At 54.6% G+C, this 24642-nt stretch carries 11 protein-coding genes; 4 read left to right on the forward strand and 7 right to left on the reverse strand.

Annotated elements, in window-relative coordinates:
- Positions 1 to 155: 155 nt before the first annotated feature.
- Positions 156 to 1112, forward strand: coding sequence for an outer membrane protein assembly factor BamB family protein (locus SH139x_RS00220; RefSeq protein WP_488353282.1), 957 nt, complete (start codon positions 156 to 158; stop codon positions 1110 to 1112).
- Here SH139x_RS00220 and hrpA read toward each other — a convergent pair.
- The 3 genes from hrpA to SH139x_RS00235 form a co-directional block, all read right to left on the reverse strand.
- Entirely contained in the window at positions 1109 to 5062 is a 3954-nt protein-coding gene (hrpA, locus tag SH139x_RS00225; RefSeq protein WP_488353283.1) for an ATP-dependent RNA helicase HrpA, read from the reverse strand. The two genes, SH139x_RS00220 and hrpA, sit on opposite strands and share 4 nt — an antisense overlap.
- Positions 5046 to 6758, reverse strand: coding sequence for an amidohydrolase (locus tag SH139x_RS00230; RefSeq protein ID WP_488353284.1), 1713 nt, complete (start codon positions 6756 to 6758; stop codon positions 5046 to 5048). Before SH139x_RS00230 ends, hrpA begins: the two co-directional genes overlap by 17 nt.
- Positions 6759 to 6908: 150 nt before the next feature.
- Positions 6909 to 7835: a hypothetical protein gene (locus SH139x_RS00235; RefSeq protein WP_488353285.1), complete on the reverse strand. Its 927-nt coding sequence runs from the start codon at positions 7833 to 7835 to the stop codon at positions 6909 to 6911.
- A gap of 256 nt (positions 7836 to 8091) precedes the next feature.
- Between SH139x_RS00235 and SH139x_RS00240 the strand changes: the two genes are divergently transcribed.
- A complete protein-coding gene (locus tag SH139x_RS00240) occupies positions 8092 to 9438 on the forward strand; it encodes a hypothetical protein (RefSeq protein ID WP_488353286.1) in 1347 nt (448 codons plus the stop codon).
- A gap of 105 nt (positions 9439 to 9543) precedes the next feature.
- Here SH139x_RS00240 and SH139x_RS00245 read toward each other — a convergent pair whose 3' ends face one another.
- Complete coding sequence (locus tag SH139x_RS00245) at positions 9544 to 11211, reverse strand: FAD-dependent oxidoreductase (protein WP_488353287.1); 1668 nt, start codon at positions 11209 to 11211, stop codon at positions 9544 to 9546.
- An 86-nt stretch (positions 11212 to 11297) separates the two neighbouring features.
- On the opposite strand from SH139x_RS00245, the gene SH139x_RS00250 reads away from it, so the two are divergent.
- Entirely contained in the window at positions 11298 to 11627 is a 330-nt protein-coding gene (locus SH139x_RS00250) for an ArsR/SmtB family transcription factor (protein ID WP_488353288.1), read from the forward strand.
- 604 nt (positions 11628 to 12231) lie between these two features.
- On the opposite strand, the gene SH139x_RS00255 is transcribed toward SH139x_RS00250, so the two are convergent.
- Together SH139x_RS00255 and SH139x_RS00260 are read right to left on the reverse strand one after the other, a co-directional pair.
- Positions 12232 to 16995 carry a protein kinase domain-containing protein gene (locus tag SH139x_RS00255; RefSeq protein ID WP_488353289.1) on the reverse strand — a complete coding sequence of 1588 codons (4764 nt, stop codon included), beginning with the start codon at positions 16993 to 16995 and terminating at the stop codon, positions 12232 to 12234.
- A gap of 126 nt (positions 16996 to 17121) precedes the next feature.
- The gene (locus tag SH139x_RS00260; RefSeq protein ID WP_488353290.1) at positions 17122 to 23142 is read right to left on the reverse strand and encodes an ELWxxDGT repeat protein; all 6021 of its coding nucleotides are present in this window, start codon (positions 23140 to 23142) and stop codon (positions 17122 to 17124) included.
- A 381-nt stretch (positions 23143 to 23523) separates the two neighbouring features.
- Between SH139x_RS00260 and SH139x_RS00265 the strand changes: the two genes are divergently transcribed.
- The gene (locus tag SH139x_RS00265) at positions 23524 to 24006 is read left to right on the forward strand and encodes a hypothetical protein (RefSeq protein ID WP_488353291.1); all 483 of its coding nucleotides are present in this window, start codon (positions 23524 to 23526) and stop codon (positions 24004 to 24006) included.
- A gap of 42 nt (positions 24007 to 24048) precedes the next feature.
- Here the strand turns inward: SH139x_RS00265 and SH139x_RS00270 are convergent, their stop codons facing one another.
- Positions 24049 to 24582, reverse strand: coding sequence for a hypothetical protein (locus tag SH139x_RS00270; protein WP_488353292.1), 534 nt, complete (start codon positions 24580 to 24582; stop codon positions 24049 to 24051).
- Positions 24583 to 24642: the final 60 nt, after the last annotated feature.

Raw genomic sequence — 24642 nt, forward strand, 5'->3', positions numbered from 1 at the left:
CGAATTGAGGCTGTTCTAGTTTATCGTCCGCAGCAAACTTTGAGTGCTGGTCGGTTGATTGATTGCCAGTTTTTCGGGGGACCTCGTGTTGGCGGCTCTGAGCAATTATCCTGGACAGGGTCCATTTTCACGCTTCCCACGAATATGCTGGTCTCATGTCGATATTTCGAACGGTATTTTGCGCTGTCTGGCTCGTAACCACATTGTCGGTGACGCACACCAGTTTGGCTGGTCATTCGATTTTATTGCAGGGCAACGGGCGTCTAGTCGTGCTGGCTGAAGATGGCTCAATCAGTTGGGAGCGCCCCTGGGGAGGAATTCATGATTGTCACGAGTTGCCCAACGGTAACTTTTTAGTGCTCGAGGGACCCGCCGGGGTAGTCGAGATTGATCGTCAGAGTAAAGAAGTTGTCTGGCGGTATGATGCCCGGCAAGCCAACGGGAATGCCGGCAAGAACGTGGAGGTACACGCTTGCCAACCGCTGGATGACGGGAACGTGATGATTGTCGAGACCACCACTCGGCGAATTATCGAAGTTAACCGCGCGGGCGAAATTCTCAAAACCGTACCATTGAAAGTTGACAATCCGCATCCACACACTGACACTCGTTTGGTGCGAAAACTTAGCACTGGGAACTACTTGGCATGTCACGAGGGAGATGGCGCGATTCGCGAGTATGATGGACAATCGGGTCAAGTTGTGTGGGAATTTGAAGTACCCATGTTTGGAAAGGTAGCTGCCGGCGGACACGGCCCAGGGGCGTTTGGCAACAAGGCGTTCGCCGCGCTGCGGTTGCCGAGTGGGAACACGTTGATCTCCACCGGTAATGGGCACAGCGTGTTGGAAGTGACTCCTCAAAAAGAAATTGTTTGGCAATTGACCCAACATGAACTGCCCGGGATTACGCTTGCCTGGGTGACGACTTTGGAAGTGCTGCCCAGCGGCAACTATATGATTGGAAACTGTCACGCCGGTCCTGACCAACCCTTATTGATCGAAATTGATCCCAAAACTAAACAGGTTGTCTGGCAGCTTGATCGGTTTGCCGATTTTGGAAACTCGGTATCTAATTCAAAGGTGTTAGGTTTGAGCCAACCGTCGATTCGTTAACCTTTCAGCATTTTCTCGATTCGAGTGGGTGAGACTTTGACCGCCGTGCCGAGTGGTTGAGCGAACAGACTGACCCTGAGTTCCTCGATCAACCAACGCACTTCGGCGGCTTTTCCTTGATCAGCTTGATCGTTTTCCAGCATTCCCAGATAGCCTCGCCAAAGATCGTCGACTGTGGCTGTCAACTCGCGATCTTTATTCGCCGCACCACTGCGGACTTTATCCAAGCGATATTCGACGGCGGCAAAGTAACGCGGATAGTGTTGCAGCCATTCCCAGGGCGTCGTTTGCATAAAGCCTGGTAGCAGTAATCGTTCAAGTTGTTCGTTGACATCGGCAATAGCCGCTTTGAGCGCAGGGGCTTGAGCGCTTTCCAGCACGACGCGGACGGCGTGAATGGCGGTTGCCAATTTGGGAAGCCAAGTCGCCACGTCTTGCGTGGCGATTGCGATTCGCCGCCCTCGTTCTTGGCGTTTAGCATTAAACGCAGCCGGTGTCCGCACCAGTGGTTCGCCATCGACAAAAGCCCGGCGGGCGATCAGGTCGGTTAATTGCGAATTGAATTGATCGTTGGGCACGGCGTGGGCCATTAGCAAGCGACTTCGCTCAACCTCCGGCAGCCACCGCACTTGGCCGCGCAGCTCTTTGCGTTCGGTGATGGCAAATAATCGCATCAAGCCTTGGCGAGTGGCAATTTCCGCCGCCCCGCGATCGGCGAAGACGCGAACATCAACACTTTCCCCACGATCGATCAGCGCGGGGTATTGGGCGACCTGAACCCCGCCGCGTTGGCGGACCACTTCCCCGGGCAGCTCATCGATTTCAAAATCTTTCATCCCATCACGATCAAGATCAGCGTCGCGTTGTTCGACGTGATCGGTGGCGGCTTGGGGAGTGGATTCTGGATCGAGATTCAATTGTGAGCGAACTTCGCCAATGCTTCGCCCGCTGGCCACCGAGCGGCCTGCATCATCGACGACTCGCACGTGGAATCGGTAATGAGGGGACAGTTTGGTTTGGTCAAAGTCGGTTTCTTGGATCGACATTTCGGCATGTCGAGATAGCGCTTCGCAGAGGCTGGGCATAAAGGGCAGTTGGCCGGCAGCCTCGTGCAACTCGCCGCGGACACGCGACGCTGTTTCCGCGGCGGGAACCAGGTTTCGGCGGATGCGTTTGGGGAGCGCTTTGATGAGGGCGGCGATTTTCTCTTCTAATAAACCGGGGACCAACCAGCCGAGGCGATGATCGGAAATTTGTGAGAGTGCGGCTTGGGGAACCGTAACCGTGATGCCATCATCCTCGGCACCCGGCTCAAAGCGATAATCCAAGGGCAATTGCGTTTGTCCGATGTCCAAAGCGCTGGGGAAAGCAGTCGGCTCCAGCGGCGTGGCCTCCCCACGCAAAAGATCCTCCGGACGCATGTAGGGAGTATCCCGGCAAGTATCGCCGCCAGTATCGCTGCTGGGAGGCGATTCCAACCAGCGTGAGAGACGATCGGCATCGCCCAGTTGTTTGCTCCAGGCGGGGATTGGTAGATCGCGGTCCCAGCGTTCCAGCGTGGCCCGGTCGAGCACATCGGGGGGCAAGCGATCTTGATAGAAGTGCAAGATGGTAAAGTCATCAATCACCAAGTCGCGGCTGCGAGTTTTGGCCGCCAGGTCACTGATCGCGTCTCGCAGTCGGCGGTTATGCGTGACGCAGCGGGCTCGGGTGGGCAGCTTTCTTTCCACCAAGCCTTGTTCGATTAATAATTCCCGAGAGGTTGTTGGATCGATCGGCGACAAGGGAACGCGTCGACCACTGACGACCGGCAAACCGAATAGGCTGACTCGTTCATAGCAAAAAGCGCCTCCTTGGCGATCGCTCCAGTGTGGATCGCTGTAAGTTCGTTTGACGAGGTGTTGGCCGACGATTTCCAGCCACTCGGGCTGGATGCTCGCCACGCAGCGGGCGTACTGTTTGGAGGTTTCCAATAGTTCGGCGGCGACGATCCATTTGGGCTTGGCCCCGAACACGCCCGAACCGGGCCACAGCGAAAGTTTCAGTCCCCCGACTCCGGTGTACTCATGTTTGTCACCGCGCATCGCCGCGCCGCTGAGCAAACCGGCCAGCAACGCTTGATGGATTGAGCGATAGCGATCTTCATTGAGAATCGCTTGTTCGGCATCATCCCAATTGACATCGATGCGCGGTTGGCCGATGGGGGCGGATCGTTTATTTGGTTGCCCTTGAGAGCGGGGCTCCAGGGAGCCAGCCAGTTCGCGGAGCTGACGATAAACATCGGCCCATTCGCGAAGCCGAGTGGGTGAGAGAAAGCGGCTGCGGCAAGCTTTTTCCAAGCGGTTGCGGCTGAGATTCTCGCGCTGTTGGTGATAGAACTTCCAAAGCCGCAGGAGACTAAGGAAATCGCTTTTGGGATCTTGAAAGATCGTTTGCGCTTCGTCGGCAGCTTGACGTTTTTCGGGGGGCCGTTCGCGTGGATCTTGAATTTCCAGGGCAGCCGCGATCACGAGAATTTCTGGCAACACACCATGTTCATGGCCAGCCAGAATGATTCGGCCCACGCGGGGATCGACGGGCATGCGACCTAATTGTCGACCGATGTCGGTCAACCGTTTTTGCTCGTCAAGGGCGCCAATTTCAAACAGCGTCCGATAGCCTTCGCGAATGGCATCTGGCCGCGGGGGATCCATGAAGGGGAATTTATCGACCGGTCCTAATTTTAAAACTTTGGTTTGTAAGATCACCGCAGCTAAATTAGTGCGTCGGATCTCAGGCGTGGTATAAGGTTCACGCGACTCAAAGTCTTGTTCCGCGTAAAGTCGGACGCAGACCCCGGGAGCGACTCGTCCGCAACGGCCCGCGCGTTGCCTCGCGCTGGCTTGACTGATGGCTTCGATCGGTAATCGTTGAACTTTGCTTCGCGGGCTGTAGCGACTGATGCGGGCGGTCCCCGCGTCGACAACATAGCGAATACCGGGAACGGTCAGCGACGATTCAGCAACATTGGTGGCGAAGACGACCCGTCGCTGTTGGCCACTGGGGTTAAAAATCTTATGTTGTTCGGCTTGCGGTAGCCGCGCGTAGAGAGGTAACACTTCAACATGTCCGCCACGGCCTTGACGACGTAGGTGGCCACCGTAGTGGTGTGAGACTTCACGAATGTCGCGCTCGGTTGGCAAAAAAACCAGCACATCACCGCCGCCGCAGGCCATTGCCTCGTCGATTCCTGCGGCCACGTGTCGCGATAGGTCGTAAGAGCGTGGCAGGCCATCCTCGTCGGTGCCGGCGACATCTTCCCAAGTCCGATATCGCATCTCCACCGGAAATGAGCGTCCTTCGACGACGACGATAGGGGCGGGGCCTTGTTCATCGGCAAAGTGTTCCGCGAAGCGTTCGGCATCGATCGTGGCACTGGTGATGATCGTGCGGAGGTCGCCACGTTGCTGGCGGAGACGACTCAGATAGCCGAGCAGAAAGTCGATATTCAGCGACCGTTCGTGGGCTTCGTCGACGATGATTGCGTCGTAAGCTTTTAACTGGCGATCGCGCTGGGTTTCCGCTAGCAGGATCCCATCGGTCATCAGTTTGACCAAGGTTTCCGCTTTGGTTTGGTCGGTAAAGCGAATTTTAAAGCCAACGGTGCTGCCGGTGGTCGTTCCCAGTTCATCCGCGAGCCGCGCGGCGATCGAGCGGGCAGCCAATCTTCGGGGTTGCGTGTGGCCGATCAGCCCCGTGCGCCCCAAACCGGCCGCTAAGCAGATTTTAGGCAGCTGAGTGCTCTTGCCGCTGCCCGTCTCACCGGAGACGACCAGCGTGCGACGTTCTCGCAGCAACGTTGTAATTGCATCCGCATGGCCAGCGATTGGCAGTTCTTCGGGAATACTCAGGTTGAGCGTTTCGATCCGCCGCATACGGGCGGCAATTTCATTACTATTTTTGATAGACAATCTTGCCGCCAATGATCGTGGTCACAACTTGAGTTTGAGGAATCTCCGTAACGGGGATGTCGCGAAGGTCGCGATCAATGATGATCATATCGGCAAGTTTGCCCACGGTAAGCGACCCTTTTTGATCTTCCTCGAACGCTGCGTAGGCGCCGTTGAGGGTGTAGCTGCGAAGTGCTTCGTCAAGGGTCATGCTTTGTTCGGGGAAAAATTCGCTTCCGTTGGCCAAACGCCGGGACACACTGGCGTAAAGACTGGGGAAGGGGTTCAAAGGTTCGACCGGCGCGTCGGTGCCGTTGCAGAGCAGGGCACCGCTGTCGATCAGGTCTCGCCAAACATAGGCTCCGCTGGCCGCTCTGCGATATCCCAAGCGTTGCGCCACAAAGGGCGCGTCGCTGGTGCAGTGGATACCTTGGATGGCGGCAATGACTCCCAATTGACCAAAGCGGGGCACGTCGACCGGATCCAGGTGTTGTGCATGCTCAATTCGCCAACGAGATTCCCGTAGTCGTTCCAGCGGAAGTGCTTGCTGATAACGATCAAGAACTTCGCGATTAGCTCGATCGCCAATGGCGTGAATGCAAACTTGATAGTCATGTTGGATCGCCAGTTGGATCGCTTCGTGAACATCTTCCATTGGTAGAGTGGCCAAGCCGACGCTGCTGATGAGATCTTCATATGGGGATAGCAGCCATGCGCCATGTGGTCCAAGCGCTCCGTCAATGCTTTTCTTAATGGATCTAACTGTAAAGAACCCGTCCGCCGCGCCGACGACTCGAGCGGTTGCCAAGTTGCCCCGTAAACGATCGTTGGAATCGCGAATCATGACGTACATACGAACCGGTAGTTTGCCTTGTTCTGATAGTTGTCGCAGATTGGCGGCAACCTCAAAGCTGCTTCCCGCATCATGAAAACTGGTGATCCCGTGGCGATGACATTCCTCCACGGCTAACTCGATGGCACGCTCGAGGGTGGCTTGGCGTTGGTCGTTGGTCAGCATCCGTTCGGTGCGACTTTGGGCGGCTTGGATCAGCCCGGCTGCCCGTTCACGAAAGAGTCCAGTCGCCTTGCCGGCCGAGTCACGACCAATTTCGCCGCCGGGAGGATCTTCCGTGGCATCAGTGACGCCGGCGATACGCATGGCGGCGAGGTTTGCGAAACAAGCGTGACCGCTGGCGTGCGTCAGCAAAACAGGATGATCGGGGACGGCGCGGCTGAGGGTTTCATGGACCGGATAGCCATCAAACTCGGGAACGGGAGGCGATTTCCATTTCGACTGGTGCCAACCGCGGCCAATAATCCAGCTTCCCGCCGGCAGTTTTTCAGCCGCCGCCGCCACATCGGCGACGATCTCTTCCCAGGTTTCTTGGGTGCGCAAATCTAGCATCATCAGCGACTGGCCCAGCCCGAGAAAGTGCCCGTGCGATTCGATCAACCCTGGCAGCAAGGTTTGCTCAGCGGTCAATTGGATGCGTTGGGTCTGCGGACCGATCCAAGTTCCGATTTGATCGCGATCGGTGACCGCCACAATTCGCTGATCTCGGATCGCCACCGCGGTCGCAGCAGGCGAGTCATCATCGAGCGTAATTATATGCTGACCAATGATCACCGTGTCAGCGGGTTGTTGAGCCAGGCAAGTGATGTTGACGACAAAGCCGTAGCTAAGCCAAATGGCAAGCAGGCTGGTTAGAAATCTCATACTTTGCAATGATTATCTAGGAGCGAGAAATGAACTGTTAGCGGTTTTGGCGCTAGCCACCGTTTGTTGCACGCGAGGAGTTTGGTTCAATGCGGGAACCGCGGCTATCGCCGAAGCGGCTAACGGGAACCGCGGCCAGCGAAAACTGTTTTATTGACTGATCACCGAGTACTGTAGATGGATGCGGATGGAATATGGTAGTTCGCTAGCCGATGTGCCGATGATCTCTTGATCTTTAGCCACCAGCAGATCGCGGCGGTTGCGGTTGCGGCTGCTCGCGGAGCTGCTGTAGGTGGCGGAGCTGGTTGTACTATTGCTGCTCATGGAAAGCATTTTTTCCAACTGAAAACCTGCTGCCTCAGCCATCGCCGTGATGGACGCTTCAGCCTCTTTGAAAGCTTTCTGATGAGCCGCCTTGATCATTTCGGGAGTGACCTTAGCCACGAAGGCGTAACGGATTTCATCCAGGCTGGGGCGGTTGGTGCGGCTGGAATAGACGGCGGCTTGAGTGCGGGCCGCTTCCAGCGCCTCTTCCACGCGGGCGGGGAATTCCGGACGCTCTTGTTCGCCCGTGATGTCGGGCGTTTTTAACTCACGCAGCAGGTATTCGGCAAAGGCTACCAAGGCCTCTTCGTCAGTTTGCGGCAGTGTCCAGTCGATGACCATGTCTACGCGAGCCGTGATCAGGGTCGGCAGCTCGTCAATATCGAGCTGGTTGCCATTGCGGCCGTTGATTCTTTGCAGCATTGCATAGCTGTTGTTCTGCAACAATTCCGAATGCTCGACAGTGACGCCGCTAAATTCAATCGAATCCGGGTCAGCTTGCAGCGCCAAGCATCGCTCGCGAGCCGTTTGTTTGCGCTTTCGCAGGGTTTCAATCGCCTCGTCGGCCGTCAATGCGTGCGCAAACAGTGGAATGGCCACCCGTAATTTTTCGGCTTCACCCATGACGGCATGCTGGCCCGGCGAGCTGAGCGTCATTCGTTGGGGCTCTTGAGCGGCCAGTTGCGGCAGAAAAGCCAATTGTGATGCGATCACCACGAGCGGCAAGCAGGTCATGATATATCGTGTCCACATCGGTTAGAATCCCGCGTACAAAGGAAGATGCGTACTGGCCGCAGTCGTGAAAATAGCCGTGTCAGGGCTCGAGGTGGTCACCCACACCCGCAAAAACCGTACTGTGATCATAGTTGATGGTGGTGGCAAGAGACAAATGGTGAGTCAAGATAACCGCTAGTGGTTCTGTCAGGGGGGCAGTTGGCGGTTTTGGCGCTAGCCACCGTTTGGTTGCAGGCGAAAAGTACTGAAACTAGATCCGGGCAAGAAACTCCAAATGAACGATCGTGCTCAAACGTCTGGCAATGCTTCGACGGGATCCGTCGGGGTGCTCGATTTAGTCGGTTTTCTTTTGGGGATTCGCGGCTCGATCGAGCGTTTGCTGCAATCTCGGCAAAGCTTGGCATTGGCGGCCCTGCTGGTCTTCACCGCCTCGTTAGCTCGCGAATATGACGCGATCAGTTTGGCGCACAAACCTTGGGATCTGCTGGGCTCATTTGCTGCGTCATTCATCCTGTGCACAATCCTTTACTTGATGGTGCAAGGGTCTTTGTGGATCGCCGGTCGTCGCGAGATGCCGCGCATTCGTCATTATAAAATCTTTCTGACTGGTTATTGGTTGACCGCGCCACTCGCGTGGCTGTACGCATTTCCAATCGAGACCATGGCCAGCGAAATTGAGAGTTTAAGATGTAATTTAACAGCTTTGTCAATCGTTTCAATTTGGCGAGTCTTGCTCTTCTCTCGCGTGGTTTCCATTATCTATGCGATTGCTTTTTGGCGGTCGCTGGTGTGGGTGCTGATTCCCTGCATGGCGATCGCGTTTTACTTTCTGGTGTCAGCGATTTTGCCGATGGTCAGCATCATGGGTGGGATCCGCATGACCGATACGCAAGCGATGCTTTACGCCTATCAAAATAATGTGGCGTCAATCATTTTCTACGCAGCCTTGCCGGTGTTGGTGTTATTTGCCTATTCCGAACTGCTTCCCTCTCGCCATGAACAATGCCTGAGCATCACGACAGACTCCAACCGGATCGCGAGACAATTGTGGGTGGTACCAGTTTTGGTCCTGGTTTTGTTGGGTGTCGGTTGCAGCAAATTTCAACCCCCTTTGTGGCGCGCCGAAGTGGTGAATCGGTTGTTGGTCGCGGGCGAATTTGCGGAGGCGGTGGCCCAGCTGGAGCGCCATGGGCGCGAGCAGTTTCCAGAGGCCTGGCAACCACCGCCCAATTTTTCGGATGCTGAGACCGGGCGACCATCGATGCTGGCCTTGATGCACAGTTTGCACGATCAACAAGCTTCGATCTGGATTAACGATCTGCTGTTGGACCACGGAGATGAGATTATCTTGCGTCAAGCGGGTTGGCCGCACGGCGCTGCAGGAGAGGAGTTGCTATTGAACGTTCTCCCCTCCGACCAACAGGAAAACTTAGAGCAGCTGCTCGAAGCCTTCGTGTTGTTGGGATCCATTGCCCAGTCGGATCCGGCTGCGCAGCAACGTGCCCGTGCGCTGGAAGCAATCGTTCGCCAGGCGATCGCAGCGAAAAACGATTTCCAGGCGAAAAAGCTTGACGACGAGGAAGTGGACTCACCCGCCGTGGGCGAATCCAGCGACGACTAACTCACCTGCTAGTTGTCGCGGTGGTCGGTGTTTGATCGCGGTTATTCGGCTGGGCTAGTGGGCTGACTGGGCTAGTGGGCTGACTGGGCTAGTGGGCTGACTGGGCTAGTGGGCTGACTGGGCTAGGCTGCGAAGCTTTGCCCCGCCCGCCAAGTTGCGAACATCGAAGCCGTGTTGGGTAAGGATTCTGGCCGCTACGTGACCGCGTAAACCGACACCACAGGAGACGACGACGGGGCGTTGCTTGTCGAGCAGATGTAGCGAATTACGCAAATCGTCGACGGGAATCTGTAGAGCGTGTGGCACGCCCGCCAAAGGCGCCGCGGATACTTCGGCGGGAGTTCGCACATCGACCACTTGGGCGTCGCTGAGGTCCGCATCGGGCTGGCAAAATTTCGTGAAACCATCGAGCTGGTTACAAGCTGCAAAGGCGGCTTGATGCAATGGATCTTTGGCGGCGCCGAAGGGTGGCGCGTAAGCCAAGTCGAGGCCGGCGAGATCGCGAACCGTGCCGCCAAAGTGCAGCAGCGTGGCAATCACATCGAGACGTTTATCGACACCTTCACCGCCGATCGCCTGCAGTCCTAGCACTTTCCCGTTGGTTGGATCATAAGCCAACTTCAATACCATCTCCTCGGCACCCGGGTAATAGCCGGCATGATGTTTGCCAACAACCGAAACGGAAATTGCTGGGATACCAAAGCGGTCAGCTCCTTTAATGGTCAGTCCCGTCATGCCGGCCGTGACACCGAAGACCCGTACGATCGAAGTGCCCCAAACATCTTGCAACGGATCGGCTTGGCCGCTGACCGCATGTTGCCCGGCAATCCGACCCGCCCGATTCGCCGGGCCGGCTAAGGGAACACGTGATGGTTCTCCAGTTGGCCCGTATGGATATTCTGCCGCATCACCGGCGGCGTAAATATCCGGGTCGCTCGTCTTCAGCCAGCGATCAACCAAAATTCCGCCCGTCTTGCCGATTTCTAAACCAGCTTGCACGGCCAACTGCGTGTTGGGGCGAACGCCAATGCCAATAATAACCAAGTCGGTGGGAATCGATTCGCCACCCGTCAACTCGACTTCGTTGGCCAACCCGTTGGCATCATGATTGATCGCCTGCAGACCACCCCCCAGCCGTAATTGGACGCCACGATCGGTCAATTCTTTCGCGATCGGCACCGCCATCTCGGCGTCGAGCAGCGGCAAGACTTGAGGTTGCAACTCCACCAGCGTGACTTCCCAGCCGCGATGGACAAGCTGTTCGACCATCTCCAAACCAATGAACCCGGCACCCACGACGGTGGCCCGCCCCCGAGTTCGACCGTCAACCACCGCTTTGATGCGATCGGTATCGGCCACATTCCGCAGCGTCATCACGTTCGTCGCATCGACTCCGCTGAGTGGTGGAACCAGCGGCGAAGCACCCGGGGTTAAAATTAATTTGTCATACGCTTGTTCATATTCCTGGCCATCGGCCGCCCGTCGAATCCGCACCGTTTTTTGCTGGCGATCGATCGCCAAGACTTCTTCACCGGTGCGGACATCGAGCCGAAATCGTTGCCGCAGAAACTCCGGAGTGGCCACTAACAAAGCCTCTCGCCGGGTAATCTCCTCGCCGATGTAGTAGGGTAGACCGCAATTGGCGAAAGAGACGTGGTCATCTTTTTCAACTAGAATGATGTCAGCCCGTTCGTCCATTCGCCGAGCCCGCGTGGCTGCCGAGGCACCTCCGGCAACTCCCCCCACAATTACGATTTTCGCCGCCCGATCCATCGTCTATTCCCATTTAAGTTGCATATACCGTAAGATATCGAGATGATGATAGTTTCTTTGAATCTCGTTTGGCAAGGACCAAAGTGGTGAATCAGGAAGGACTGAGCGAATCGATCCCCACCGGCGGGCCTGCCGACTTTGTCGAGGCGGCCGAGTGTTTAAAGACGCTGGCGCACCCGGTTCGATTGCGGATGGTCCAGGTTTTATTGGCCGGGAAATTTACCGTCGGCGAGTTGGCCGTGGACTGTGAAGTCCCCGACAACGTGGCTTCGGAACATTTGCGTTTGATGCAGCGGTGCGGATTTTTGAGCAGTCAGCGTGAAGGTCGGCGAGTTTATTACCGAGTCGCCGAGCCGCATCTTGAGTCGTTGTTGGCTTGTATTCGGGCCCGCTTTTCGACGGAATCGAGTGATTGAGGGCCGATTATCGAGCCAATTTCGTGAAGCCGAATTCACGGCGTTAATTCGATTTCACTTGTTGACAGTGCTGCCTTTTGCTGCCTACTTTAGGGGGCTGGTGTGGGGATTTTCTGCTCGCGTTTCGGGTGGTCCCCTTGGCGTATCAGTCTCTCTATAGAAGTGAACTTCATGCGATATGGTTTATGTTTGACGCTTGTTTTATTGGTCGGAACCATTGCCGCGGCACAGGGTCCTTTGCCTCCGCCTCCCCCGCCAATTTATCAGGCGACCATGGAATGCAGGGGTGGGCGAGTTAGTACATGTCACGGGAGTGGGGCGACTCCGACTGAAGCTTGTTTGGATGCGGCGCTGTGCTGTCGTGCGGCTGGTGGCTGGCCCGGCGACTGTGTGGTGCAAACGGTTGGTGGATGTCCACCGATTTGCCCCCGTAGCTGTTACATCACCCCCGTCTGTCCTCCACCGACTTGTTGCCCAACGGCTTGTCCCCCTAAGCCGGTTTGCTGTCCCTCGCGGCCTCGGGGATTAGGGCTATTTGGACGGCTGCGGGCACGACGTCTTTGTCGCTGAGCCTTTGTCGCTGATCGCCAACTACAACGCGGTCTTATGGTTTGACTCCGTCCCAAGTGGAGATGGAGTAATGGACTTCTTCGGGCTGCGTGAGTGATCGCGGGCTGATTGCTTCCGCATATTTCAGCGGGTCCCGTGGGACTCGCATGATGGTGTTTTGATGCGGCAGCAGCAGCCACTGGGCGTTGTCGTTGGATACTTGCCAGTTGTTGACTCGTCTTTGAACATTAACGGTTTGCACGTTGGTAGGGATCTCCCAAGCGACTTGGGTTTCGCTTGGCGTAAACACAGAAACTCCATCACGGTGGACGGCATAGATTTTATCGGAACCCGTTTGACTTTGTAGCAGCGCTTGAAATCGGATGTCGGCGGCCAGCGTGCTAACACGTTGCAAATCGTTTATTTGATGCAGCGTTAGCGTCCCCCGGGAATCGAGCAGGACCAGCTGTTGGTTGTTACCAACAAAGTGTCCCATCGCGGTTTGGTTGGCCAGCTTGATAGGACTGCGTTGCCCATTCTCCAAGTTGATCAGCCAAGCAGTCGTCACGCTTTGGCTGGCTTCGGCGCGTCCTCTGTTGAAGCCAGCCGACGCGATTCTTGGCTTTGACTGGCCGACCAGCAGCAGCAACAACGCTTCGTCGGGGCTAAACACTGCCGAATGCACACCCTCATCGATCTCGATTTCGGTTCCCTGTTTGCTTCTGGCATCCCAAACTCGCACCGGATGGCTGCCGCCAAAACTAACCACTCGATTTCCGCTGGGTCCAAACGCGTGCTTGATGTTGACTTGAGGCGTTTGTTGAAGGACAGCGCTGGAGCGACTAGCAAGATCGCTCTGGATTGTGATCCCCGCTTCGTCGGTTGATAAGAGCAGTCGTCCGTCGGGGGACAACACCGCGTGTGTAACTTGATATTCGTGTTCAGCCACTTTCACGGGTCGAGTGCCGGTTCGTGAGTGTAAGTTGATGCTTCCAGTTTGGGTGACGGTCACAATTTGTTGGTTGCAACAAAACTTTGCCAAAACGCATGGACTTGACAGGCTGTTGAGCGTTCCGACAGTGTTGCCAGTGTCGAGGTCGACAATGCGTAAGTTATGGGAACCTCCGGAGACCACGAATTCTCCATTGGAATCGAGTGTCGCCAAGCGGGAAACATCAAGCTCCAGAGGCTCTTCTTTAAGCACGGTGTGTCGTGCCGCATCCCAGTGAATGAGGCTTGGCTCGGCCGATTTGATGAGTTGCTCTGCGGATTCCTCCGCAGAGACTTGAGGGCTTCCGGATGCGCAAAACAAGAATCGATCGGTTGTAAAGCTTACGTGCTGCGATGTTCTTTTGGTGACTTCGAATTGTTCCATCAGCTCGAGATTCCATACATGCCCGCCGTGTTGGTCGAGGATGAACGCCAATTGAGTGCGAGTTGGATTCCACGCGACCCCGCGAAAAACGAATCGTTCCTTGATGGGCAGTTCAAATGTAGCTTTCACTGCCCCGAGCGATTCGGAATCAAGCTCTCGCAGGGTTATTTGCTGCGTACGGATATCTGGTATTGTCAGAATGTTAGCATCTGAGCGGGTAAACCAGGCAAGATATACGGGCGAGTTGGAGTCGCCCAGCGAGTGGGTTTGTTTGCCGGCTTTTAAATCCCAAATAATCGCGGTACGATCCTGCTTGCTAATCAGTAATCGTTGCTGGTCTTGAGACAGATCGATCTGAAAAATACTGGCATTCAGCTTGACAACCACTTCGCGTTGCAGGGTGCTTAAATCCAGCTTTTCAATGTTACCGTTGGTGAATCCAAGGTACCAAAGATCTTGCTGGCGATTAACGGCGATGCGATTTACCGTTTCATCGGGACCCGTTAATGGCTGACATTGGTTCAGCGCATAATCCCATTGATAGAGTCTGCCAGTTTCCGTAAGGAATACGGCCCCACTGGGTGTATCGTCAATGCTTGTGTCATCTTCAGGGGTATCGACTGCAGCGTTCGTGCGTTCCGCAAAGCCGTCGATGTACCGGGTTGGTAATCTGACGCTCCGCAATTGCCTGGAGCTGGTGGCGTCCCAAATAATGAGTTGGTCGGCTGTCGTGGTTACCAAGTTGCCATTGGGTAGTTTGGCTCTGATTTTACCGGCTAAGGTGACTCGTGGTTGCTGTTGATTAGGAGAAGGCTCGAATGCGTAAATCTGGGTGATAGTCTGCACGAAATTGCCGACAATCGCTTGGTTTCCAGCTGCGGAAATATTTACGATCGTGGGAATGTCAGTGGGCAGGGTGAAGTCTTCTGTTCGTCTGCTAAGATCGCTGTTCCAGTCCCAGAGTTTCAGCGTGCCATCCCAGCTTAGTGAGGCTAGGCGTCGTTTCTTGTTTGGAGATTTGGCCAGAGCCATTACATGGTCTTTGTGACCTCGGAGCTGTGAAATGACGGTTCCCGCATCTATGTCGACAAGGTTGATATTGCCTTTTTCTGAGATTGTGGCCAGCAGGCCGTTTTCTGACAGTTCGAGATAATCGTAAATGTAATTTTCAGGAAAGTACTCGTTAATCAACTTGTTCTCTTGTAGATCGAAGCTGACAAGAGAGATGTCATTGATGTATTGTTTCCAACGTATTACGTTTGGGGTTTGGCTGAAGGCGGCGTTTTCGCAGCTGAAACTTCGTTTATCTGCTAAGTTATTTGAGCTACTGATATGGGCTTGTAAATTACCGTGCAGCATGAGGTATTTTGAGTCAGGCGAGAACGCTAATTTCATCCACAGCGGACGGCTGCTGGCAATGTTGGCTTGGTCGGTTTGCTGGCCGGTGTTTGCATTCCACATAATGATCTTGCCGTCTGTTGACCAGCTAGCTATGCGGGACCCGTCGGGAGAGAAAATCGCCTGGACGATTGGTGCGGAGTGTCCGCGGAGTGTCATTTCGACGGTTTGCCAGTCTTGCGTATTGAGCAAGACGATTTCGTTGCGCCAATTTGGCAAGGCGATTTGTGGTCGGCTGGGGGAAAAGACTCCATCGCTCAGTTCGCACGCGTGGCAATCGCGAATGATGCTGCCTTGTTCATAGGTCTCAGTGTTCCAAGCAACGATAGGAACGCAGTCTTTTTTCTCTAGCGTTTGTTGCTCTGCGGAGATCGATTTGGTAATGCCGCCGGTGAGCAGCGTTTTGCCGTCAGGGCTATAAATGGAAGTGGTGACCTGTTCGCTGTTCTCCAAGGTGGCGATGATCTGCCCCGAAGTGAGATCAATGATTTTAGTTTTGTCCGCTTGGCCGTTGTAATTCGCCCCGGTGCCGATCACGAGTTGATCGCCGGAGCGATTGAAATGCAGACGCTGAGAATCGGAATTGTCCGTTTGCACCGACAGGAGTTCGTGGTTTTGGTTAAGGGAGTGCAGGAGTGCAGCGTTGGCTGAGGGGCCGGGGGCCAGTTTTGCACCTCGTGCTGCTAGGGCGATACCCAGTGCAGGGTCTTGTTCGGTTACGCCCCTTGATTCGGCCAGTAGCCATTGACCTAGCTTGGTTTGTAATGCATCGCTGACGACGGCCAGCGAGCGATTGCGTTCAGCCAGTTGGCCGGCCAATGCCCACGAGGTGAGGGCCAACGCCAGCAGGCAGACAATTCCGGAGGCCAGCAAGGAGGCGGATACCAAAGGTCGTTCGGTAAGCCAAGTTTTAGCCCGCTTCAGCGCGCTGGGGGGTTTGGCGGATAGTGATTTTCCTTCGGCAAATCGTTTCAGGTCTTCGGCGAAATCGGCAGCCGTTTGGTAGCGATCGGCCGGATTTCGCTCGGTCGCTTTGCCGATGATCGTGCTGAAGTCGCGCGGCAGACGGTTGTTGAGTTTGTGAATCGGGGTCGGTCGCTCGAAGGTGATTTCTCGCAGCAGTTCGCGAGTGGTTTTGCTTTGATAGGCGCGGCGGAGCGTCGCTAGTTCGTAAAGCGTGATTCCCAAGGAGTAAATGTCGGTGCGATGATCGACAAAGCCGCGACGTCCGGAGGCCTGTTCAGGACTCATATAGCGTAGTGTGCCAACAACATCTCCCGTTTGCGTCAAGCGGGGTGAATTTTGCAGTTGGGCAAGTCCAAAGTCGGCGACCCAAACTTTGTGGTCCGCATCGAGAATCAAGTTGGATGGTTTGATATCGCGATGCACGACTCCCTGTTCATGGGCATGTTGCAGGGCGTCGGCAACGCTGTGCCCCAGCATGGCAATCGAATAGGCCAGTTGGTTGGCCGCTTTTGGATTGCTGCGTTGGGAGGCGTCGGAGAGTAGGTTGCCGGATAGTTCGCCCGGGCTACCAGTGTCAACTTTCGTGGCTTTGGGGTTGAGTTTGACGGTCGACTTGGATTCGCCCGCTTGACGGCTGGTCAGGCTGGCTGTCGGTTGCTGCGTTTCGGAGCCAGTTTTTGCCTCACGAATGACTTGAGCGATGTTTCGTCCTTCAATCAGCTTCATGGTGTAGAACCATGTTCCCGCATCTTCGCCCACGTGAAAGATGGGGATGATGTGGTTGTGGTTCAAGCGAGCCGCCGCTCGGGCTTCCAACAAAAACCGCTCGACTTGCGTTGCGGATAGGCGAGCTTTATCTGGCAGCAGTTTCAGGGCGACATCGCGCCCCAGCCCAACTTCCGTCGCTCGGTACACGACACCCATGCCGCCACGGCCCAGTTCTTCACCAAGTTGGTAGTCTCCCAGCTGGCGGGCTGGCCAATGTTGAGTCCACTCCGTGATATCATCAGCGGGCTCGTCAGCACTGACTTTACTCGCTCCATCAAACTTGGTGTCGATCGATTTGCTTGGCTCCGTCAACCTGCACCCCCCCCTAACTAATTTTCCAAGAAAGCGTGTTGCCCCCCGAAAGTATAGCGGAACTTCTGCTGAGCAACAATGAAAACTGTCACCCCGCTCACGGGCAAATGGCTCTCTGCTCAAGGCCTAGAAGCCGAGCTCTTCGCCAAAGCGACTACGGAAGGCAAGAAAATCGACGAAATTGATGGCTTGGTCGTCTTGATAATCCAGCCAAAATTCGTATTCATTGTCCTCTTCGATGGTGCCAAAGGCGGAGCGAAATGCTAAGAAGTCGACAAAGTTGACGAGGCGATCTCCATTAGTGTCTCCGTAGAACGCGAAAAAATTGTCTGCTGCCGATTCACCAAACTGGTAGTCTCCTCCAGCGACGCCATCTTGATCTCCATCGAGCGGTTGTTCATCCCGAGTCACTTGAGATGCTGCTATGGACATTTGAAAGTTGCCATCGACAAGGGCTCCGTTAGCTCGTGTACCGTCACCAGAGAAGGTGATAATGGCAACGGTCTGATCGGCAATCACGAATGATTGAAATTGGCTCGTGATGAACTGGTCATTGTCCCGGTTTGTGATCGCGAATGCTGTTTCGCCAATTTCGACCAGTCCGTCGAAGGTGACAACTACTTGGTCAACCCGCGAGCGTTGGATGCTTCCATCACTGATCGATACCTCAGCAACCTCGGGTAGATCGAGCACGCCGAGGATCAAGTCAGCGGTCGCGTCTGGGGTATCACCCACCGTGGGATCATCGACCTCGATCTGCACGGTGTAGCTGGATTGAGCTTCGAAATCCAAATCGACAGCGGCACGTAGGTATAGAGCGTCTCCTATGAGCTGAAAAAATTCAGCATCCGCGCCGCTCAGGCTGAGTTCGTTAGCCCCCAGCGCATCATCAACTACCGCTAAGTCGGCTATTTTTATTGCTGACCCAGTGTCACTATTCTCCGCAATATTGCCCATTGCGTTGATCACGTTAATCGCGATTGGAGCTTCGTTGACATCGAGGACTTGCAGCACGAAAGTTTGTTCTAGCGACAGGCCGAGTAAGTCGGTTGATCGCAGGCGAATATCAATAGTTGCCTGTGATTCGAAGTCGAATATGGCGGCGGTTGTCAATTGATCTCCATTGATTGCAAACAGTTCGTTGTCATCGCTACCCAAACCGGCGACCAACTCGTAGCTGTGCATGTCGTCGATGTCCACATCGATAGAACTTAGCAGACCAACCACAGTGCCAATGGGCTGTTCCTCATCGAGCGTGTCGTCGGAAAGCTGAATCTCAATGGGAGCAGACGGAATCATTTCTAAGCTGCCGATGTCGGGGGCAGCTTCCCTTAGGTTGCCGTCATGGTCATCGGCGGGAGCTTCTGCACTACTGCCAGCGTTGATCATTTGAGAGGTGATCCGCAGTCGATAGTCGCTGCCGGGCTGAATAAATTGTGGGTTGATGCTTAGGTTTTGTTCCGCATCAGCTGGTGTCCCATTTGCGTTGGTCGTGTTCAGGTTTCCGTATAGATCAGGGTACCCCACCCAGTCACCGTCGTTGTGACCCCAGACGTTGTTGTATCCGACCTGTTCCTCTGGGACATTCCAGTTGCTTGTGGCGACAATGCCGCTCGCGTTGCTGGCAACTAGATTGTTATGAAGTAACGTTGAGCTATGGAGTACATCATGTTTGATGCCTTCCGCATCATTCAGTGCGACAGTATTGTTGATAATCTCGGGAGCTAGTAATCCACTGGAGCGAACAAACTCCATGCCGATCCCGAAATTTTCTACGATCAAGTTATTCACATAAGTGCCGGACAACCAGGCACTCCCGAAGGCGCCCGATGGTTTCGACGCTGACCCGCGAAGTCCTTTGTCGTTATGGTGCAGGTAGTTTCCAACGATCGTGGGCCCAGCAGAGGCTGAGCCGACAAGCCCCCCAGCAATCGAGTAGCTGGCGAAGATGTTAATGCCAATGGGATTCTCAAAAATTTCGTTGGCAGTCACCGTCGCTTGGTTCGAGCCACTTCGCGGTGGATTACCCGATATGCCCCTGGCACCCAGCAGAATTCCGCCTTGCTGGTTTTGATAGATCTGATTTTCGGAAATCGAGACATCGCTGGGAGCAAGAAAGTTTCCATAACCCACGGAGACCAAGACTCCATATTGTGAAGTCTGACGAACAATTGAGTTGGTTAGATGAAAACGGGCAAGGTTATTATTTAGATTCGCGATACCATTGATTGCGTAGGCAATCTCGACATATTCAAGGATACTGTGATCAGCCGTGGCGTTAGCGATGGTGACACCTTGCCAATCACCAGCGGCAGGAGAGGCGGCGGCACTGGTGAACATAATCGGGTTGGCGATGTTGCCGACGGCCATCAAACGGCTGGTGTCGGGGACCAGCAGTCCGATGTTCGGCTGGAACTTCAGTTGACTTCCAGGGGCTATCGTCAGCACCTCCCCGTCGCGGACACTCAAGGGTTGCAAGACCTGGTAATCACTTGCCGACAGCGTGCCACTAATGTCGCCACCGATCGTTCGCCAGTCGGCGGTATCGTCGTCCAGCACGGTAATGGTGCTGGAGTGGAGCGGATAATCGTTGGCCGAGAGACTGACCAAGACATCCTGCTCCCCGTCCAATTCGGCGTCGTTGACAAGCATCACATCGATCGTCACCGCACTTGCTCCGGCCGGGATGGTGACTTGATCGGCCACCTCAATCTCGCTGTTGTCATTATTGTCAACCGTGACAGTTAAGGGATCGGTAAGATCACCAATTCGTCGGATGGTGGCGGTGGTCGCCAGCAGCGGGCCGGCTTCGGCAACAACGGAGTCGGTAAACGTGAGGGCCAGTGACCAAGCTTCCACGTTCACGGAAACTTGCACCGCCGGTGTGGAAGACAGCGCACCATCCCAGGCGACCACCTCGAAAGCCGGTATGATCCCTTGTGCATCCTGAGGTGGTGTCCACACCAATTGGTCCGTGGGGTCGATTAATGTCTCGCCGGGGACCACTGGTTCACCCGCTTTGCTTAAAGTGCCGTTGCTGATTGATTCGACACGAAAGCTGATGGGATCCGCATCTTGATCAAAGGCGTCTGATTCGGCGAATAGTGCATCATAACTGATCTTAAATGCCGCGTTGATGCCAGCCGTTTCCAAGGTGTCTATTTGACTTAGGCTGGGACGGTCATTGACATCGTCAATCCATACCCACAATTGCTTTTCAAGGGTCTGATTTTCACCGTCAGTCGTACGCAGGCGGATGGAATATTGATCGCCCATTTCATAATCAAATGCAACAGCTGTTTTCAGTTGGTTGCCGTCAATGATAAAGAGCGAATTGTCCGTATCGCCATTGCCGTTTATTAGACTGTAGGTGAAACTATCGTTCTCGCTTGCATCTAGCGTTGTAAGTTGGCCGACTACCGATTCAATTGGCAGGTTTTCAGCAACGTGATGACTGCTAAGCTGGATGTTGACGGGAGCCGAGTTCGTTAGGTACTGCCAAGGTTCGATACCATGCATCCCATCGGCAGCGGAGAACAAGAGCGCGCCATTGACATTGGTAAATGCGTTAGGATTTGAGCCCGCGCCGGCGCGTATATCGGCGATCATCACGGTTTCCGCTTCACTACCGGTCGTTCGCCAAATCTCCCGTCCGTTAATGCCATCGTCGGCGATGAAAAATAAGAATTCACCGATCGAAACCAAGTTTGTTGGATCTGCCGTCTGGTTGCCGGGAAAGATGTCTTTTACCAGCCTAGTGCCCTCCTCGCTACCGTCACTGATCCAAAGTTCGCGAGCAGCAGCAGATGTGTGAGCGGAAAAGTAAAGATTACCATCGGCTGCCGTGAGTTGTTGAGGACTCGAGGAAGCGGCTACAGGGTAGACATCCTTAACGAGATAGCTGCCCACAGCAGTGCCATCGCTTCGCCATAGTTCGCGGCCTGTGTCGGACGCATATGCACTGAAAAACAATGTTTCATCAACCACCGTTAATTCGGTAGGTGAGGCGGATCCGGTCCCTTCGCGGATATCAATCACCATCTGGGTGCCGTCCGAAGTTCCGTCAGTTTTCCATAATTCTCGACCACTTAATCCGTCGTCGACAGTGAAAAATAAGTGACTTCCAAACGCTGTCAGGTCGGTTGGATTTGATGGATTGGCGCCCTCTCGGATATCTTTGACAAGTGATGTTCCCGCGGGTGTGCCATCACTTTTCCAAAGTTCGCGACCATGGTCATCGGAAATTGCCGTGAAGTATAACGTATCATTGACAACCGTCAGCTGATCTGGTGAGGAGGAACTGGTTCCGCTGCGAATATCGATCAACAGGTGAGTGCCATCAGTCGTTCCGTCGCTGCTCCAGAGTTCATGACCCTCCGAGGGGCTTTGGGCGGTAAACAAGATACGATTCCCCAGCAACGTAAGCTCACGGGGATTTGAGGAAAGTCCACCAGTGTAGATGTCTTTGACAAGTGTCGTACCGTCGGTACTGCCATCGGTCTTCATGAGTTCCAAGCCAACATGGCTATTCGCAGCAAAAAAGACGTAACTTCCCAGACTGAGGAATTCCCGAGGGTTTGAAGAGCCGATACTGATGTCTTTGACTTGTTGGGTCGTTTCTGGCGTCCCATCGCTTTTCCACAATTCGTTCCCGTTCACCCCGTCGTTGGCTGCAAAATAAACGGTACCTTCGTGGTTGTGAAAATTATGAGCAGACGAGGAGAGAGTTGCTGGGTTGATATCAGCGACTTGAGTGGTACCCGCATCAGTACCATCGCTGCTCCAAAGTTCGCGTTCTGATGACTCGTTTAAGGCGGAAAAGACGACTTGGGTACCGAATGCGGCCAGGTGGTTTACGCTTGAGGAATCTAGTCCCGGGCGGACATCTTTAACCAGCAACGTACCGGTTTCGCTGCCATTGCTGGACCAAAGTTCGCGGCCAATTCCCACGCTGCTTGCCGTGAAAAAGAGCTGGCCCTCCACGTTGATCAGCTTGTCTGGACTCGCTGATGAAACGCCTGGAAAAATATCTTTGATGAGTTGTGTGCCGGCTTCTGTCCCATCGCTTTTCCATAATTCACTGCCGGTGCTGTTTTGATGAGCACGGAAGTAGATGATCTCGTTGACCGCTGTGAGTTGTGCCGGATTGGAGCCAATCGAGCCGTCGCGGATATCTTTTGTTAACTTGGTACCCGCTGGGGTGCCGTCAGTTTGCCACAGTTCCATCCCCGTGGAGGTTGTTGATGCCGTAAAGAACGCGGTATCGATAGTGGCCGTGATTTGGCCCGGTGATGAAGATTCAGCGCCGACGGCCAAATCCCCTAAGTTTGTCGTGCCACTCTCAGTGCCGTCGCTTTTCCAGAGCTCTCTACCAAGCTCGACGCTGGTAGCGCTGAAGAGCAGTTCGCCGTTAAGGTTTACCAGCGAGTTTGGTGTTGATGACGCGTTACCTTCTTGAATGTCTTTTACCAACAGTGTTCCTTCGTCTGTGCCGTCCGTCTTCCAAAGTTCGCGACCAAAATCTGGAGTCCATGCCGACAGAAATAGAGTGCCGGCAATGTTCGTCAGGTGCTCTGGCGATGCGTTACCCGAGGGGTGGAGGTCCTTAACGAGAGTCGTGCCTGCGGCGGTGCCATCGCTTTTCCATAATTCTCGACCGCTAGAACCAGTCAAAGCCGAGAAATAAAGCAAGTCGTCGATCGCTGTTAGTTCGCTTGGCGAAGAACTTGCCGAGCCCGCGTAAATGTCTTTGACCAGCTCGGTTCCTTCCGGCGTGCCGTCGGTCCGCCAAAGTTCGCGGCCGAATTGGGGATTCTGGGCTGTAAAGTAAAGCCAATCCCCCATGGCCACGAAGCCTCCCGGTGAGGAGGAAACGGCGCCCGGGGAGATGTCCTTCAAAAGTGCGCTGCCAGCCGCGGTGCCGTCACTGGTCCATAGCTCGTGTCCCCTGAGGTTTGTAGCGGCGGCGAAGTACAGCTTGTCTTGAAACGTCACAAATTCCGCAGGGTCCGACCCATTGGGGCGCTGATTGACGTCGGCCAGCAAGCTGGGGACGGCGGTTAACAAGCGTCGAGATTCTAGTTGCTCAACTAGCAATCTGCGTCGGAAAGCTGCTGAATTCGTTCCGTAATCCGATTTCGCGCGCATCTGCGATCTCTCCGCCTGGAAAAATTGCGCGGGGACAGTTTGCCTGTTTTTGATGGTTCTTCAGTCCCCGCGATGCGCTAAAATTGTAAAGAGTGTGTTAACGCATGGGTTAAGCATGCTGATTGTAGGGGATGGATGCAAACTTCAAGGACTAAACGCGCTCGCCGCACTGACGGCATTTTTTGCGGGAATTTCATTTTGCTAACTTGGGCGTGACGCGGAGTGGTGAATGCTTGCCCACTGGTGCGGAGCTGCCAAAATGTGTTAAATAAGGAAGTAATCTCTCGCAATTGTTTTGGCGACCGGGCGAGCGTGTCCGGAATTGCGGAGCCTATCTGAGGGCTCTACGTCTGATTCGTATGCTCATTCTTAGGAGGCGTCATGTCGTCAGCTGAAGATCAATCCACTTCAACTGATTCGAATTCGCTTGATTCGAACCCGGCCGATTCAAATCCCCCCCCCGCGGCGCCTGTCGAAATTACTTTCTTGCCCAGCGACGTGGATGAAGACGGATTCATCAGCATCTGGAACGTCGCCGCCACAAGCTGCGGAAATGACACCGTGGCGGCGCGGCAATTGGCGGCCAGCCTGTTATGTTTCCTCTGCAAGAAGAAATGCGACTTTGTGGTCACCAGCTCCAGCAACGCCGAATATTTAACCGATTGGTTCGAGCGTGATAACAAATTGTTGTACGACTGGAAGCCGGAAAGTGAGTTCGTCGACATCGTTGCCCAACATGCCGAAGTGCCCGCCGATACGTTGCTGTTATTTTTGAAGAATAAGAAGTTCGATCCTGCTGCGAAGTACACTGCCACGCGGGCTAGCCGGGTGGAGTGGTTTGAGCAGCAGTGGTGCACCGGCTAGGGTCGCTTTCGATTTTTCGCGGCACGTTTTGGTCGGCCTGACTTAATTGGGCCGATCCGATTTTGGTGGGAAGTCGCCTGGCGAACCCAACTCGGCTGCATGCCGATCCGAGGCTGTTTCGTAGTCGTTGGATTCGTAGTCATGCGAGTCTGTTGGTGCTGAGGGCGACGATTTATCCTCATTGGCAACGCCGTAAGCACTGCTGATTGCAAACACGATCCAAAGTAAATCAAACAGTCCGAACGACTGGAGGTAGAACTCAATCTTCAGTTGTTCGCGTCCTTCTACGGGAAGTTGTTTTGCCAGGATTGCTTCGTCAACTTTAAGGCTGATCACCAGATATTTGGCGGCCAGCAAGGTGATGAGGGCAATCAACGCCGCCAATACCGCCTGGGTCGTCGTCGGTGGCGTGCCATCATAACGGGAAGCAAGACGAACACCGAGGCCCGCGAGAAAGCCGATCGCCACGGCGACGTAGCCAACTTCGGCATTTAAATAATAGCTGACCAAGATCCAAATGATCGCGCCGATCGCCGCTCCGGCAAAGCCACCCATCAGCCATTTGCCAATCGCCATTGTTCTTGCTCCCGTTGCTTTCCCGTTTCGTTTTAACTGCTCAAGTTTAGCTGGCTGGTT

The sequence above is a fragment of the Kothea flammea genome, from assembly GCF_052161645.1.
Classification (GTDB): Bacteria; Planctomycetota; Planctomycetia; order Pirellulales; family Pirellulaceae; genus Laterigemmans.

Coding starts and splice junctions, on each gene's coding strand:
- SH139x_RS00220 (WP_488353282.1), top strand. CDS start 156: ATGTCGATATTTCGAACGGTATTTTGCGCTGTCTGGCTCGTAACCACA.
- SH139x_RS00230 (WP_488353284.1), bottom strand. CDS start 6,758: ATGAGATTTCTAACCAGCCTGCTTGCCATTTGGCTTAGCTACGGCTTT.
- SH139x_RS00235 (WP_488353285.1), bottom strand. CDS start 7,835: ATGTGGACACGATATATCATGACCTGCTTGCCGCTCGTGGTGATCGCA.
- SH139x_RS00240 (WP_488353286.1), top strand. CDS start 8,092: ATGAACGATCGTGCTCAAACGTCTGGCAATGCTTCGACGGGATCCGTC.
- SH139x_RS00245 (WP_488353287.1), bottom strand. CDS start 11,211: ATGGATCGGGCGGCGAAAATCGTAATTGTGGGGGGAGTTGCCGGAGGT.
- SH139x_RS00260 (WP_488353290.1), bottom strand. CDS start 23,142: ATGCGCGCGAAATCGGATTACGGAACGAATTCAGCAGCTTTCCGACGC.
- SH139x_RS00265 (WP_488353291.1), top strand. CDS start 23,524: ATGTCGTCAGCTGAAGATCAATCCACTTCAACTGATTCGAATTCGCTT.
- SH139x_RS00270 (WP_488353292.1), bottom strand. CDS start 24,582: ATGGCGATTGGCAAATGGCTGATGGGTGGCTTTGCCGGAGCGGCGATC.